At 42.8% G+C, this 14,335-nt stretch carries 15 protein-coding genes; all 15 read right to left on the bottom strand.

What is annotated here, in order from left to right; all coding sequences use genetic code 11:
• Window positions 1-11: 11 nt before the first annotated feature.
• Window positions 12-638, bottom strand: coding sequence for a hypothetical protein (locus tag K0625_RS16100; protein ID WP_220110625.1), 627 nt, complete (start codon window positions 636-638; stop codon window positions 12-14).
• Window positions 631-1,749, bottom strand: a complete 1,119-nt coding sequence (locus K0625_RS16095) for a protein-glutamate methylesterase/protein-glutamine glutaminase (RefSeq protein ID WP_220110624.1) — start codon at window positions 1,747-1,749, stop codon at window positions 631-633. Before K0625_RS16095 ends, K0625_RS16100 begins: the two co-directional genes overlap by 8 nt.
• 24 nt (window positions 1,750-1,773) lie before the next feature.
• Window positions 1,774-3,975: a chemotaxis protein CheA gene (locus tag K0625_RS16090; RefSeq protein ID WP_220110623.1), complete on the bottom strand. Its 2,202-nt coding sequence runs from the start codon at window positions 3,973-3,975 to the stop codon at window positions 1,774-1,776.
• Between the two features lie 15 nt (window positions 3,976-3,990).
• Window positions 3,991-4,728 (bottom strand): protein phosphatase CheZ, encoded by a 738-nt coding sequence (locus tag K0625_RS16085; RefSeq protein WP_220110622.1) that lies wholly within the window; start codon window positions 4,726-4,728, stop codon window positions 3,991-3,993.
• 13 nt (window positions 4,729-4,741) lie between these two features.
• Window positions 4,742-5,125 carry a chemotaxis response regulator CheY gene (gene cheY / locus K0625_RS16080; protein ID WP_012324268.1) on the bottom strand — a complete coding sequence of 128 codons (384 nt, stop codon included), beginning with the start codon at window positions 5,123-5,125 and terminating at the stop codon, window positions 4,742-4,744.
• 29 nt (window positions 5,126-5,154) lie between these two features.
• Window positions 5,155-5,883 carry an RNA polymerase sigma factor FliA gene (locus K0625_RS16075; protein WP_012324267.1) on the bottom strand — a complete coding sequence of 243 codons (729 nt, stop codon included), beginning with the start codon at window positions 5,881-5,883 and terminating at the stop codon, window positions 5,155-5,157.
• Window positions 5,876-6,757, bottom strand: coding sequence for a MinD/ParA family protein (locus K0625_RS16070; RefSeq protein WP_012324266.1), 882 nt, complete (start codon window positions 6,755-6,757; stop codon window positions 5,876-5,878). The genes K0625_RS16075 and K0625_RS16070 overlap by 8 nt, the downstream gene beginning before the upstream one ends.
• A 4-nt stretch (window positions 6,758-6,761) precedes the next feature.
• Window positions 6,762-8,165 (bottom strand): flagellar biosynthesis GTPase FlhF, encoded by a 1,404-nt coding sequence (gene flhF / locus K0625_RS16065; protein WP_220110621.1) that lies wholly within the window; start codon window positions 8,163-8,165, stop codon window positions 6,762-6,764.
• Window positions 8,166-8,176: 11 nt separating this feature from the next.
• Entirely contained in the window at window positions 8,177-10,276 is a 2,100-nt protein-coding gene (flhA, locus tag K0625_RS16060) for a flagellar biosynthesis protein FlhA (protein ID WP_220110705.1), read from the bottom strand.
• A gap of 190 nt (window positions 10,277-10,466) precedes the next feature.
• Complete coding sequence (flhB, locus tag K0625_RS16055; protein ID WP_220110620.1) at window positions 10,467-11,600, bottom strand: flagellar biosynthesis protein FlhB; 1,134 nt, start codon at window positions 11,598-11,600, stop codon at window positions 10,467-10,469.
• 3 nt (window positions 11,601-11,603) lie between these two features.
• Window positions 11,604-12,401: a flagellar biosynthetic protein FliR gene (fliR, locus tag K0625_RS16050; protein ID WP_220110619.1), complete on the bottom strand. Its 798-nt coding sequence runs from the start codon at window positions 12,399-12,401 to the stop codon at window positions 11,604-11,606.
• Window positions 12,402-12,477: 76 nt separating this feature from the next.
• Complete coding sequence (locus tag K0625_RS16045) at window positions 12,478-12,747, bottom strand: flagellar biosynthetic protein FliQ (RefSeq protein WP_012324261.1); 270 nt, start codon at window positions 12,745-12,747, stop codon at window positions 12,478-12,480.
• An 8-nt stretch (window positions 12,748-12,755) separates the two neighbouring features.
• The gene (fliP, locus tag K0625_RS16040) at window positions 12,756-13,502 is read right to left on the bottom strand and encodes a flagellar type III secretion system pore protein FliP (protein WP_012324260.1); all 747 of its coding nucleotides are present in this window, start codon (window positions 13,500-13,502) and stop codon (window positions 12,756-12,758) included.
• Window positions 13,499-13,873 (bottom strand): flagellar biosynthetic protein FliO, encoded by a 375-nt coding sequence (gene fliO / locus K0625_RS16035; RefSeq protein ID WP_220110618.1) that lies wholly within the window; start codon window positions 13,871-13,873, stop codon window positions 13,499-13,501. The genes fliP and fliO overlap by 4 nt, the downstream gene beginning before the upstream one ends.
• Window positions 13,874-13,883: 10 nt before the next feature.
• Window positions 13,884-14,273 (bottom strand): flagellar motor switch protein FliN, encoded by a 390-nt coding sequence (gene fliN / locus K0625_RS16030; protein ID WP_220110617.1) that lies wholly within the window; start codon window positions 14,271-14,273, stop codon window positions 13,884-13,886.
• Window positions 14,274-14,335 lie beyond the last annotated feature (62 nt).

Below are 14,335 nucleotides of genomic sequence, written 5' to 3'. Positions count from 1 at the left end.
AAGTTGTCTGACTAATCATTTTCTCGGGTTGTCACTCTAATTCCACCATGTGGCAAAACGATGACTTTTACACCTTGTTCATCTTCTGAAATAGTTCTAGGGGCAACCAGTCTACTCTCATCCCCTTTGTCAGTACTTATTTTATTCTTTATCGTTTCTTGAAAAGGTACAACTGCTTCTTTAGGTTTAGGCAATACTTCACTCATATCGTCAATCGTATTTTCTGTTCGTTTTTCCTGCGGCAGATTTTCAGAAACAAATTGAGCTTCATCAACATGTTCATCACTCATCTCTAGTGCAGCCGTTTTACTATTCTTGTCAAAAGCGGGTGTGTTCACAACTGAATCAACGACTCCTGGCCCAACACTGACTTTCACTTCCTGTTTTGGCTTGGCTTGCTCTAACAGGGCTTTTGTTGCTTCTGGGTTTTCAGACATCCACTTAGCAACAACTTCAGCTTGCTCATCAGGAACCATAAGTAATACTTGACTACTTTCCAGCCGTTGAACCTCTAATACTAAGAGCTCATTTTTATGCCGGGTTTCAAGGTACAAGGAGGCAAATACGAATACTGCAACTGAAAGTAGAAAGATGATCAAAATAGAGAAAGTACTAAACTTTCCCTTAGACTTAGCCATTTGATGACTCTCGTAAAATAGCATCTGCCATCTGTTCAAGCCCTATAGACTGACTTGAAAGGCCAGCAGCAGTTACAGCTTGCGGCATACCATACACAATACATGAAGCCTCATCTTGTGCCCAAATTGTCGCTCCAGAGGTTTTCAACATACGTGAACCTTCTCTACCATCGGCTCCCATCCCAGTTAAAATAACAGCTAATGTATCTTTGCCTAGTACTTTAGACACTGAAGCAAAAGTGATATCCACTGATGGTTTGTAATTCATATCTTCACTTCCAGCAACAATCTTCAAGCGACCATGAGTACCGGCACGTTCTAGCATCATCTGCATTCCACCTGGGGCTAAATAGGCGTGACCAGCTTTTAATTGATCTCCTGACACAGCTTCCTTTACCTCTATTTTACATAAGGCATTTAAGCGAGAAGCAAAAGCAGGCGTAAAGGCTGCAGGCATATGCTGGATCAACAAGATGGGATGAGGGTAATTTTGCGGAAATTTAGTCAATATCTTTTGCAGCGCAACAGGACCACCTGTTGATGTACCTATCAATAATATTCTATATTTTTTACCGGAGGCACGATTAATAATACTAGGTTTAGGAGATGCTGCCGAACCACTTACAGCTCTTGGTGCGACAGATGTTGTCAAAGGCCTTGACACAGGTGTTGGCGCTGATTTAGTTACAGAAGGAGTAATTGGCTTATAAACCCTTCTACGCCCAATGGTTTTAATCCTTTGCTGTAATAGCCGTATTGCTTCATCTTTATTGGTTGCAATATCCTCGAAACGTTTTGGCAAAAAATCTAGCGCCCCCGCTTCTAAAGCGTCCAACGTTGCTTTTGCGCCATCATGTGTCAGAGAGGAAAACATCAAAATAGGAACTGGGGTATTTGCCATTATCTCCCGCACAGCAGAAATACCATCCATTACCGGCATCTCTATATCCATGGTAATGACATTAGGTTTTAACTCTGCCGCCATTTTTACTGCTTCAGCTCCATTAACTGCAGTGCCAATGACTTCTAAATCAGGGTCTTTAGAAACAATTTCACTCACCCTTCGACGAAAAAAACTTGAATCGTCAACAACGAGAACTTTAATGCTCATTCAATTTCCTATCCGCATTTAGTTTTATTTTTTTGCGTAATTACTTAATAAACCAGGAATATCAAGAATAAGAGCTATTCCGCCATCGGATGTAATTGTTGCACCAGCCATTCCTGGAGTGCCATGCAACAGGGTACCTAGTGGCTTAATCACCACCTCTTCTTGGCCGATCAAAGAGTCAACCACAAAACCTATCTGTCTGGTACCTAACTGAACAATAACAACATGTCCGTGCTCTTTATCTCCATGCACCAATGCGCTTGGGTCTCGGCTCAACCAGTGTTCTAAATAAAATAGTGGCACCGCTTTTTGCCTAACAATGACGGTCAACTGACCATCAACAATATTTGTTTTGGTTAAATCTAAATGGAAGATCTCACTCACACTCGATAAAGGCAAGGCGAAAACCTGAGTAGCAACCTCAACCATTAACGTAGGCATAATAGCCAGAGTAAGTGGAACCTTGATCTCTAATACCGTGCCTTTCCCTTTCATGGAATCGATATGAATCGTACCATTGAGTTGGGCAATACGTGTTTTAACCACGTCCATGCCAACACCACGACCTGAGATATCTGAGATCTCAACCTTGGTAGAGAAACCAGGAGCAAAAATCAAATTATAAGCTTCAGTATCGGACATACGCGATGCAGCATCTTCATCCAGCACCCCACGACTGATAGCGATCTCTTTCAGCTTTACGGGGTCCATTCCAGCGCCATCATCCTCAATTTTAAGCAAGATATGATCGCCTTCCTGACTTGCAGACAAGGTAATTGTACCGGTTCTGGACTTTCCTGTTTCCTCTCGCACATCCGGCATCTCAATACCATGGTCAACTGAGTTTCTCACTAAGTGGACTAGTGGATCTGCCAGTGCTTCTACAAGGTTTTTATCTAGATCGGTATCTTCACCAATCATATTAAGATCGATCTCTTTTTTCAGTGTACGAGCCAAATCTCTGACAACACGTGGGAAGCGGCCAAACACCTTCTTGATTGGCTGCATACGAGTCTTCATGACTGCACCCTGTAGATCGGCTGTCACTAGGTCGAGATTTGCCAAAGCTTTAGACATCTCCTCATCATCACGAGCGATGCCAAGGCTAAGCAATCTATTTCTCACCAAAACAAGCTCACCAACCATGTTCATAATCTGATCGAGACGAGCAGTATCAACCCTCACCGTCGTTTCAGCCTGAGGCATATTGGTAGCTGCAGGTTTAGCTCCTGCTGCTTTAGGTGCTGCATTAGCTTTAGGAGCTGGTGCAGCTTTGGGAACAGGTACATCTTTAGGAACAGGCTCAGTAGGTACAACTTTCTCAGGCTTAGCTTTCTTTTCTACCGCTGCTGGGGCTGGCTCACTGACATTTTTGGGTGAACCAGAACCATGTAATTCATCAAGCAACTTTTCAAACTCATCATCCGAAATGTCATCAGAATCGACCGGAGGTGGCGGAGTTTCCTCCACTTTAGCAGCTTGTTCATTAGCTTTAAATTTGCCAGAGCCATGGAGATTATCCAGTAACGATTCAAATTCATCATCAGTAATATCATCATTTGAACTTGATTCGCTAGTTTGCTCTGTTGAAGATTTATCCGCACCATTTGCGCTTCCATGAAGAGCATCAAGCAGTGCTTCAAACTCAGACTCATCAATTTCATCAATACTACTATCACCATCGCCTGAGGCTGGCTCTTCATCAAATAGATCAATGCCTTGATCTGAGTCTACTTCAGCTTCATCTTGAGCTGGCTCCTCAAATATTTCCGCAGCTGAGTTATCTGTTTCAGAACTCTCTTCAACGGCATCTGCTCCACCTTCATTAGGTAATAACTTACCTGCACTGAGAAGTTTCAAATTAGCAAGAAGATCAGGATCGGCAGAATCTTGTTCCTCACCCGCCTGCGTTTGAGCAAACATTGAGTTGATGGCATCGACAGCATGCAAAATAATATCCATCAATTCCGCAGAAACATCACGCTTACCTGTACGAAGTAGGTCAAACGTATTTTCAGCTTCATGGCATATATCGACCATAGGGTTCAAACTGAGAAAACCAGCCCCCCCTTTGACCGTATGAAACCCACGGAAAATGGCATTTAGCAGTTCCGTATCCTCTGGATTATTCTCCAAAGTGACCAACTGTTCTGATAAAAGCTCTAAAATCTCACCCGCTTCTATCAAAAAGTCCTGCAGTATCTCTTCATCAACATCAAATGACATTAATTTGACTCCTAATTAGAAACCTAGACTCGATAGCAGATCATCAACTTCATCTTGACCAGCTACGACATCTTCTCGTTCCTCTGCGTTCACTATCGGTCCTTCAGCTTCAATGCCTGTTTCCGACGTAGGTAAACTATCGACAACAGATTGCTCACCAAATACGGTCAACATCGAAACTAAATTACTCTCTACTTCTCGAACTAAATCGATCACCCTGCGGATAATCTGCCCCGTCAAATCCTGAAAATCTTGGGCCAACAATATTTGATTTAATAGCTCTTTGAGGCGTATAGAATCTTGCTCACTCTGCTCAACAAATTGCTCAACATCGTGACATAGTTTTTTAAATTCAGTCAGTTCAATATCTCGCTTCATCAGTTTCGCCCATTTAGGCTTAACCGACTGAATATTTGTAGTTAGCACATCAGCAAGAGGCAAACACTCTTCAACAGCATCCATGGTTTTATTAGCAGCTTGCTCTGTCATATCGATGACATAATTTAAGCGCTCTTTAGCATCTGGGATCTCAGTGCTTGCTAAAGTCACCAGTCTGTCATCAACTTGAAAATCAACAATAGCGCTGTGTAGCTGTCGAGTTAGTCTTCCAACCTCATCGAATAGTTCTTTTTGGATAGGTGTTGCAATTTCTCTGACCAAGTCATCAGCTTGCTCCTGCTCACCCTGAGTAAGCAGGTCTACAAGTTTGCTAGCTTGTTCTAGTGAGATTAACCCCGAAGTAGTAGCCTGCATAACACAACCTTGATTAACCGAGTCGTTCGAAAATTTTGTCTAACTTCTCTTTCAATGTTGCAGCTGTAAACGGCTTGACAACATAACCATTAACACCAGCCTGAGCCGCTGCAATGATCTGCTCTCTCTTAGCTTCAGCAGTCACCATTAATACAGGAATATTCTTTAATTCATCGTCAGCACGAATGGCTTTCAATAGATCAATACCTTGCATTCCTGGCATATTCCAATCGGTAACGACAAAATCAAAATCGCCTTTTTGCAGCATAGGTAATGCTGTGGAACCGTCATCAGCTTCCTGAGTGTTGTTAAAACCCAAGTCCCTTAACAAGTTCTTGATGATACGCCTCATTGTTGAGAAGTCGTCAACAACGAGAATCTTCATATTCTTGTCCAAAGTGTCCTCCGCGGAGCTCTAATTATTACTTACGTGATCTTATTATTTGTCCAATGCTTAAGTTTAGCTTTTAGTCTGAGCATTGCCTGACTTAGTATCTGGCTAACTCGTGACTCACTAACTTCAAGAATGGACCCAATCTCTTTTAAATTTAACGCTTCATCATAGTAAAGCGACAAAACTAATCCATCTCTTTCTGGTAAAAGCTTAATCGCTTCAACCAAGGCTGTATGAAACTCAACATCAGCAATCGATTCAAAAGTGTCATCCTTTCGCTCCTCTGCTTGACCAACAACATCAAGTGACACGCCTAAATCTTCAATTCCAACCACCTTTCCAACTGAAACATCATTAAGAATATGGTGGTACTCATTTAGCGATATATCAAGTCTTTGAGCAATTTCAGTGTCTTTTGCATCTCTTCCTAGCTCTTGTTCTAACTCATCGATAACTTGAGCAACACGCCTCTGATTTCGATGTACCGACCTTGGAACCCAGTCTCCACGGCGTATCTCATCAAGCATAGAGCCACGGATCCGTATTCCAGCAAAGGTTTCAAATTTTGCGCCTTTACTGCCATCAAAATTTGTAGAAGCTTCGAGTAACCCCATCATCCCTGCCTGTAACAGGTCATCAATTTGAACTGACGCTGGTAAGCGCGCTAAAAGATGGTGAGCAATCTTTTTAACCAATGGAGCATACTGTTCAACGATTGAAGCTTTATTATCTAAACAAGTATACGCAGCGGTTTTACTCACTCGCTCTGTCCTCTTGATACTCTGGCTTCTGTACTAATCGCTCAACAAAGAACTCTAAATGTCCTCCTGGTTGTTGAGGAATAGGCCAGCTAATAATCTTATTTGCTAAGCCATGGTAAGCGATGGTGGCAGGCGACTTTGGAAACGCTTCTACAACCAATTTTTGCTTACGTACAGATTTTCGCAAGTTTTCATCGAAAGGAATTGTAGCGACCAATTCTAATGCGACATCTAAGAAACGATCTGTAACTTTACTAAGCTTAGCAAAGAGTTCCATACCTTCCCGTAAACTTCGCACCATATTTGCAACTATTTTAAAGCGAAAGACGCCATGCTCTCTACTTAATATTTTTATAAGCGCATAGGCATCAGTGATAGAGGTAGGTTCATCGCACACAACGACCAATACATCTTGCGATGCACGGGAGAAGCTCAGCACCATATCTGAAATCCCAGCTGCTGTATCAACAATCAAGACATCAAACTGAGTGCGCATCTCACTAAATGCACGAATAAGCCCAGCATGCTGAGCAGAAGAGAGTTCCACCATTGCTTGAGTACCGGAGGTCGCAGGAATGATTCCAATGCCTTTAGGACCACGCACAATGATATCATCCAGTTCAACATCACCGGATAATACATGAGACAAGTTACGCTCAGCACGAAGCCCAAGCATAATATCAACGTTGGCTAGTCCTAAATCCGCATCTAAAACTAAAACCCGCTTACCTTTCTCTGCCAATGCAACAGCTGTGTTAATTGACACACTGGTTTTACCAACGCCACCCTTACCACCAGAAACCGCTATTACTTTTACTTTATCGTTATATGGTTGATTCATCATACGTAAACCACTTGCTTGATCCCGAGTCATCACTTTACTCAAATGCATAGGCCCTTTCTTCAGAGCGCTCACTGTTTTGTTCTATTGCTTGTTCTTTCCTGTTTAACACTGACAGCGCTTTGTTTGCTAATGCTAATGTATCAGCAACTTGCATATCTTCAGGAACCCTTTGACCATCAGTAACATAACTTAATGGTAACCCACTTTGTATCAATACGCTTAACGCTGGCGCTAAAGAAACTGACTCATCAAGTTTAGTTAACACGGCCCCCGAAAGCGGAATTCGCTTAAATTGTGCGACAGCATCTTCTAATACTCTTCTCTGTCCTGTTGCTGACAGTACCAGATAACTCCTGATAGGTAATCTGCTATTTGCAGCTAAATTATCTAGTTGTTGAAAAAGTCTTAGATCTCTTTGTCCCATACCCGCTGTATCTATCAATACTAGCTTGCGATTACGGAACTGATAAAGAATTTGTTCCAACTCATTGAGATCATGAGCCTGCTTAACTGGGCACCCCATTATTTTGCCATAGGTTGCCAATTGCTCAAAGGCTCCAATACGATAATGATCTGTTGTTATCAGTGCAACTTGATCTGAACCATGGTGTGCAGCAAATCGAGCGGCTAACTTTGCCACTGTGGTTGTTTTACCTACTCCAGTTGGACCGACAAAAGCAACAACACCACCTTGACGAACAATATCATCTCCCTGATTATCGAGCATATTTGCTAAGCAACGAGGCAAAGCTTTGACTAATTCAGCAGGCTGATAGTGTTCACTTAAATCTGATAGTTTTGTCGCTACCATTGGAGAAAACTCAGCTTCTAACAGCTTACTTTCTAACATGGCGCCCACTGGGTTTGTACGGCTTTTCTGCTCAGATAATAGAGAGGTCACTTGATGTGTCAGTAAATTACGTAGCGATGCCAGCTCTTCACGCATGGCATCCATCTCTTGATTAGACCCTGAATTAGCTTTCGAATTCCCATGGTTTCTTTGCGTATATTGCTGGGGTTCAACCTCAGGAGCTACTTTCTTTACCTCAGGAGCTTGTAACCCTTTCGCCCAGTCAGGCATCTCCAGCTCAGCACTTTTATTGCTAGCTTGTTGGTTCACTCTACTTTGCTGTCGCTCAAGTAATGCTTGTAAGGAGTCTGCAGCCGGGGCAGGATTTGCCTTAGTTTCGGTTCTTACTGGTCTTTTAAAACCCAGCGATATCTTCTCTTCAGCCAGATCCATGAAGCTTGGCGTCGCCGGTGCCTTTGGAGCTTTCTGTAAATTGGGCTTAGGTTCGTCATAATCAACTGCCGCCACAATTTCAATGCCACCTGTCACTTTTTTATTTGACATAATGACAGCATCAGAGCCTAGAGTCTCTTTGACTTGAGCTAGGGCTGTGCGCATATCTTTTGCTAAAAATCGTTTAATCTTCACTTACACACCCTCTACTGGCCAACTGCAGACACTATTCTTATCTGCTTTTCATCGGGTACTTCCTGATAGGAGATAACCCTTAGATTCGGGATTGTATGCTTAACAAACCTAGATAGGGTTGAACGTAGCATACCTGAAGTAAGCAATATTGCGGGCTGCCCTATCATCTCTTGCCTTTGTGATGCATCTTCTAAAGACTTCTGCATTCGTTCAGCAAGACTCGGTTCGATATTCGGACCTTCCCCCCCTGTCGCTTGCATAGACTGATGCAACATCTGTTCCAACTCTGGCGCCAAAGTTATGACAGGGATTTCAGTTTCAGGCCCGCTGATCTCCTGAACAATCATACGTTTTAGCGAAATTCGAACCGCTGCAGTAAGCACTTCTGTATCTGCACTCTTTGGCCCATACTCTAACAAAGTTTGTACTATCGTCTTAAGGTCGCGGATCGACACTCCTTCATTAAGTAGATTCTGCATCACTTTCACCACAGTACCTAAGGGCATAACATCAGGAATAAATCCATCAACAAGCTTAGGAGAGTGCTTCTTCAGCATATCCATCAACTGCTGAACCTCTTCATAGCCAAGTAACTTGGCCGCATTATTCGTCAATAGTTGGCTTAAATGAGTAGCAACAACCGTGGCAGCATCTACAACGGTGTAACCTAATGATTGCGCATGTTCTCTTAGCTCTGGGGCGATCCAAACGGCCTCTAAGCCAAAAGCAGGATCTGTGGTTTCAACTCCATCAAGTTTGCCGTACACCTGACCTGGGTTAATCGCTAACTCACAATCGTGTCTGATATCAGCTTCACCGGAGGCAACTCCCATTAAAGAGATTCGATAGCTGTTTGGAGAGAGGTCTAAATTATCGCGTATATGCACAGCCGGCACTAAAAAGCCCAGTTCTTGAGAAAGCTTCTTACGCACCCCCTTTATTCGACCAAGCAGTTCACCGCCTTGGCCTTTATCAACAAGAGGAATTAAACGGTACCCCACCTCTAAACCAATAGTGTCAACATGTTGTACATCATCCCAACTTAACTCTTTTGGTTTAGCGTCAGCAGTTTCAGCAGGAGACTTCTGCGCAAGTTCTAATGCATGCGCTCGCTTACTCTCTTGTTTTCGATGAAGAAAATAAGCGATAGAAGCCGTGATTATGCCGAAAGAGATAAAAGCAAAATGGGGCATGCCTGGTACAATCCCCATAATCAATAACACACCTGATGCGATAGCAATTGACTTAGGACTGTCAAACATCTGGCTCATCATCATCTGGCCCATGTCACCAGACTCGTTTTGACGTGTCACCATTAATGCAGCGGCGATTGAAAGTAGCAAACCAGGAATTTGAGCCACTAGGCCGTCACCAATGGTAAGCAGAGTGTAGATCTCAACCGCAGTTGAAAAATCAAGATCGTGCTGAACCATACCAATGACAAAGCCACCTAGTATATTAATCACTAAGATCATTATTCCCGCTATGGCATCACCTTTTACAAATTTAGAAGCACCATCCATCGCACCATAGAAGTCGGCTTCTTTTGTCACTTCAGCCCGTCGTATTCTAGCTTGGTCTTGATTGAGCACCCCCGCATTTAGATCGGCATCAATGGCCATCTGCTTGCCCGGCATAGCATCCAAGGTAAAGCGAGCGCTCACCTCTGAAATTCGACCAGCACCTTTTGTTACAACGGCAAAGTTGATAATAATGAGGATTAAAAATACAACCAAACCCACGGCGTAGTTACCGCCAATGACCACTGAGCCAAAGGCTTCAATCACTTTACCAGCAGCATCGCCGCCATTATGCCCTTCAAGTAATACCACTCGAGTCGAAGCGACATTAAGTGCTAACCGCAAGAGAGTCGCAACCAACAGAACACTAGGGAAAGCAGCAAAATCTAATGGTCTATCCGTATAGATAGCCACAAGTAAAATAACTAATGCTAATGAGATATTAAAAGAAAACAGGATATCAAGCAGAAATGCAGGTATTGGCAGCACAATCATCGCCAAGGCTGCCAGTACAAGTAGTGGAGTCCCCACCCCTTTAAAATGAGCAGGTTTAATATTTTTAAACTGACCTAGGCTTGCTTTAACATCCATTAAAAAGAGTCCAAACTTTGACATCTAGCTCTGATACAGCAAGATTTAAGCCAATATACTTCATTAATTAATAGCGGTTGATTTAATTAATATTTTCCAAGTTTGTCACTATACTCCTTAAATCCCGTTAAATGAATGTTTCAGCTTTCCAACTGAACAAATTAACAGCGAAAGTATAATTAAACATGACTTAATGCTTTAACTCATCAGGAATGGGCTGGTTGACGGGAATGGGAGTCGGCTTTCTTCCCCCTTTTTGTTGATATTGACGAAGCTGAAATACATAAGCTAACACCTGAGCAACAGCGGTAAATAACCCTTCAGGGATCTCTTGGTCAATTTTCGTCGTATGATAAATCGCACGAGCTAAAGGGGGAGCAGAAACAATAGCAACCTCATGCTCTCGTGCTATCTCTCTAATTTTAAATGCAACATCATCAACCCCTTTGGCTAACACATAAGGCGCGGTGGACTTCATTGCATCATATTTTACAGCCACAGCGTAATGCTCAGGGTTGACCACGATAACATCAGCGTTAGGCACTTCACTCATCATTCGCCTTTGCGCCATCTCCCTCTGCATCTGCCTTACTTTTCCTTTAACCTCAGGCTTCCCTTCGGTGTCTTTGTACTCATCTTTAATCTCCTGTTTGGTCATTTTTAACTGCTTATTATGATTCCAGATCTGAAATGGAACATCGATAACCACAATGAGCAAGGTAGAGGAGCAAAGCAGTATAAACATCCATGCAAGTAAATCTAAAGAGTGATAAACATTACCAGGAAGATGCTCACGAGAGAGGGCTAAAATATCATCGAAATAGAAACTGAGCAGAAAGTAAGCCGCTAAGGCAACGACCGAAAACTTAGCGATACCTTTAGTTAATTCAACCAAGGCTTGTACACCAAACATTCTCTTAAAACCTTTGATAGGGCTCATCTTATCAGGCTTGGGCATAAATGCTTTAACCGAAAAAGTGATCCCACCGAGGACGATGTTACCAATAAATGATACAACCGCTAGAAAGGCTATCAAACTTAAAATAGGAAATGCTAACTCAAGCCCAATAAACTTCCATATAAGAAACATCTCATTTGTATCAAATACTTGTGCTCTATCAATGGTAAATAGATTCGTCATAATTGACGCTAATGCTTTTGCAATGCCAGGACCTGCCATGACAAAGCCGACTGCTGAAGCGAGGAGAACCGCAGAGGTACCTAACTCTTTTGAACGGGCAACCTGACCTTTTTCTCGCGCTTGCTCCCTGCGTCTGGGGGTTGCCTCTTCGGTTTTCTCTTGGCTACTGTCGTTTTCAGCCATACATTAAAACCTTCCATCGACATTACATTGAAGTTCAACGATGTCACATAAAAGCAGCTGTGCATCGCGCCATACCGCGCCAAAATGCTCCATAATCGGGGTTAAGGTTAACCATAGAATGAATAGCCCTGTAACCATAGTAACCGGGAAACCAATGGCAAAGATGTTCAATTGAGGGGATGCCCGTGTCATGACACCAAATGAAAGGTTAATCATAAGCAGGGCAACAATGGCTGTCATTGACATAGTCAAGGCAGCACCAAACATATATGCCCCCCACTCCGCTAATAGCTTATAACTTGCAATGCTGATCCCTTGGTCGGAAATTGGAATGGTATCAAAGCTAACAACCAACATACGAATTAATACTAAATGACCATCGACAGCTAAAAATATCATGGTGGTGAGCAGCAAAAAGAAGTTACCGATCACAGGTGTTTGCTGACCGGATGAGGGATCAACCATTGACGCAAAACCTAAGCTTGTCTGCATACCAATAATTTGACCCGTTAGGACAAAAGTTTGCATAACCAGTAAAGTAACAAACCCCATTGCCACGCCAATGATTATCTGCTGAAAAATAATAAAGCCTGATGAGATAGAAAATAGATCAACGTTTTCCATGGGAGGAAGTACGGGGGCGATGGCAAATGTAATGGTCATCGAGAGCAGCAGTCGTATTCTAACTGGGGTTGTATTGGCACCGACAATCGCCATCGCCATCAACATACTGGCGACACGGAATAATGGCCACATATAGGATGCAATAGCATCCATTAAGGTCCCCATTAATATCTCCATGGTTATCGACTCAGACTAACCATGCTCTGCTCTCTAAGCAGACATATATTCAAAAAAAATGCATCACAGACACTCATTAGCCAATCACCTGCGGGATCATATTCACCATTTCAAAGAAGAACTCCATCATGGTTTGAATCAATGTATGTCCCAGAAACATAAGCGCAAATAGTGTCGTTAATAGACGAGGTAAAAAACTTAAGGTTTGCTCATTGATAGAGGTTGCAGCCTGAAAAACCGCCACAATAAGACCAATCACTAGGCCAGGTAAGATGATCAACGAAACAATAGTAACGATGACGGATAAGGCTTCACGGAAAATATCAACCAGTGATTCTGGACTCATATAGCCCCCTAAGTCCCAAAACTATTTGCCAAAGTACCCATAACCAAGCTCCAGCCATCGACAAGTACAAACAACATAATTTTAAAGGGCAAAGAGACAATCATAGGAGATAACATCATCATACCCATGGCCATCAAAATACTAGCAACCACAAGGTCGAGTACCAGAAATGGGACAAATAGCATAAAGCCTATCTGAAAGGCTGTTTTTAACTCACTGGTGATAAATGCTGGAATGATGACGCTCATAGGAGCTTCATCTACTGAGTTAATATTTTGATAACCAGAGATCTCTACAAAGGTTTCCAGATCTGTTACCCGGGTTTGCGCCAACATAAACTCTTTAATGGGCTCTTTTCCAACATGAAATGCCTGCTCTATGTTCATGCTTTCATTCATGTAAGGCTTTACCGCGCTATCATAAACCTTGTCAAAAACCGGTGACATAATGAAAAAAGTAAGAAACATGCTCATGCCAATCAAGACCTGATTGGAGGGGGTTTGTTGTAAACCAATGGCTTGGCGAAGAATAGATAAAACAATGATAATACGTGTAAACGATGTCAACATAATGAGCATGGCAGGCAGGAAGCTCAACGCCGTCATCAGCAGCAATATCTGCATTGTGACCGAATATTGAGTATCGCCATCGGCGCCAGTTGACACGGTCACGGCAGGTAATATGCCATCCTGTGCAAAAATATCAGGAGAGAAAAGCAGTAACGTGAAGGTAATTAATAGCAACAATCGATTCATAGTTGTTTTGTCTTAGCTTGACGCAGTCGATTTGCGAAGGAGTCAGGATCTGTTTTGACAGCAGTGTCGAGCTTATCGATCAAGTTTACCTGCTGAGCGGTAACCCCTAGCAAGTATTGCTGCCCCTCAACTTCTATCAACACCACTTTCTCTCTTTGTCCAAGTGGTGTTGCCGCCACCATCTTCAACACACCATTGCTAGCTGGCACTAAGTTAAGCCGTTTAACGATATAGGCTAATACAAATATCAACACGAGGACCATAATCAGTCCTCCCATCATATTTAATAACGCGTCCATCCCAGTGCCTTTCTCCACGGGGGGCGCTAACTCAGAGGCGGCTGTAGCACCGCCAACTAGCAATGAGAGCATTTTAGGGCCTTTATTTAAGCTTTTTAATACGTTCCGTTTGACTTATCACATCAGTCAAACGAATACCAAATTTATCGTTAACCACCACAACTTCGCCATGAGCGATAAGCGTGCCATTAACCATGACGTCCAAAGGCTCACCTGCAACGCGGTCCAGCTCAACAACCGAACCTTGGTTAAGTTGTAGCAAGTTACGAATATTGATAAAGCTACGTCCCACTTCCATAGAGATGGTCACTGGGATATCCATAATCGCATCTAATTTGGCAACATCCTCCTCTGACAGATCCGCTGCTGTGCTATTATCAGTCAGCTCGTCAAGTTCAACAGCTTCGGCCTCTTCTAACGCCTGCTCAGCCATTGCATTTGCCCAATCATCACCAGTATCTTCAGTACTCATCTTTTACACCTTAATATTTCATCATCAAACAACGTGTTAAACCATGATATTTATTGGGAAAC

Origin of the sequence: Shewanella nanhaiensis (assembly GCF_019457885.1) — a bacterium.
In the GTDB taxonomy this organism is placed as follows: Bacteria; Pseudomonadota; Gammaproteobacteria; order Enterobacterales; family Shewanellaceae; genus Shewanella; species Shewanella nanhaiensis.
This window is presented reverse-complemented; position numbering and strand designations above follow the sequence as displayed.

Coding starts and splice junctions, on each gene's coding strand:
- fliR (WP_220110619.1), bottom strand. CDS start 12,401: ATGGAGATATTAATGGGGACCTTAATGGATGCTATTGCATCCTATATG.
- K0625_RS16090 (WP_220110623.1), bottom strand. CDS start 3,975: ATGTCATTTGATGTTGATGAAGAGATACTGCAGGACTTTTTGATAGAA.
- flhA (WP_220110705.1), bottom strand. CDS start 10,276: ATGGATGTTAAAGCAAGCCTAGGTCAGTTTAAAAATATTAAACCTGCT.
- fliP (WP_012324260.1), bottom strand. CDS start 13,502: ATGAATCGATTGTTGCTATTAATTACCTTCACGTTACTGCTTTTCTCT.
- K0625_RS16045 (WP_012324261.1), bottom strand. CDS start 12,747: ATGAGTCCAGAATCACTGGTTGATATTTTCCGTGAAGCCTTATCCGTC.
- flhB (WP_220110620.1), bottom strand. CDS start 11,600: ATGGCTGAAAACGACAGTAGCCAAGAGAAAACCGAAGAGGCAACCCCC.
- K0625_RS16070 (WP_012324266.1), bottom strand. CDS start 6,757: ATGACTCGGGATCAAGCAAGTGGTTTACGTATGATGAATCAACCATAT.
- K0625_RS16085 (WP_220110622.1), bottom strand. CDS start 4,728: ATGCAGGCTACTACTTCGGGGTTAATCTCACTAGAACAAGCTAGCAAA.
- K0625_RS16100 (WP_220110625.1), bottom strand. CDS start 638: ATGGCTAAGTCTAAGGGAAAGTTTAGTACTTTCTCTATTTTGATCATC.
- K0625_RS16095 (WP_220110624.1), bottom strand. CDS start 1,749: ATGAGCATTAAAGTTCTCGTTGTTGACGATTCAAGTTTTTTTCGTCGA.
- fliO (WP_220110618.1), bottom strand. CDS start 13,873: ATGCTCTCATTGCTAGTTGGCGGTGCTACAGCCGCCTCTGAGTTAGCG.
- fliN (WP_220110617.1), bottom strand. CDS start 14,273: ATGAGTACTGAAGATACTGGTGATGATTGGGCAAATGCAATGGCTGAG.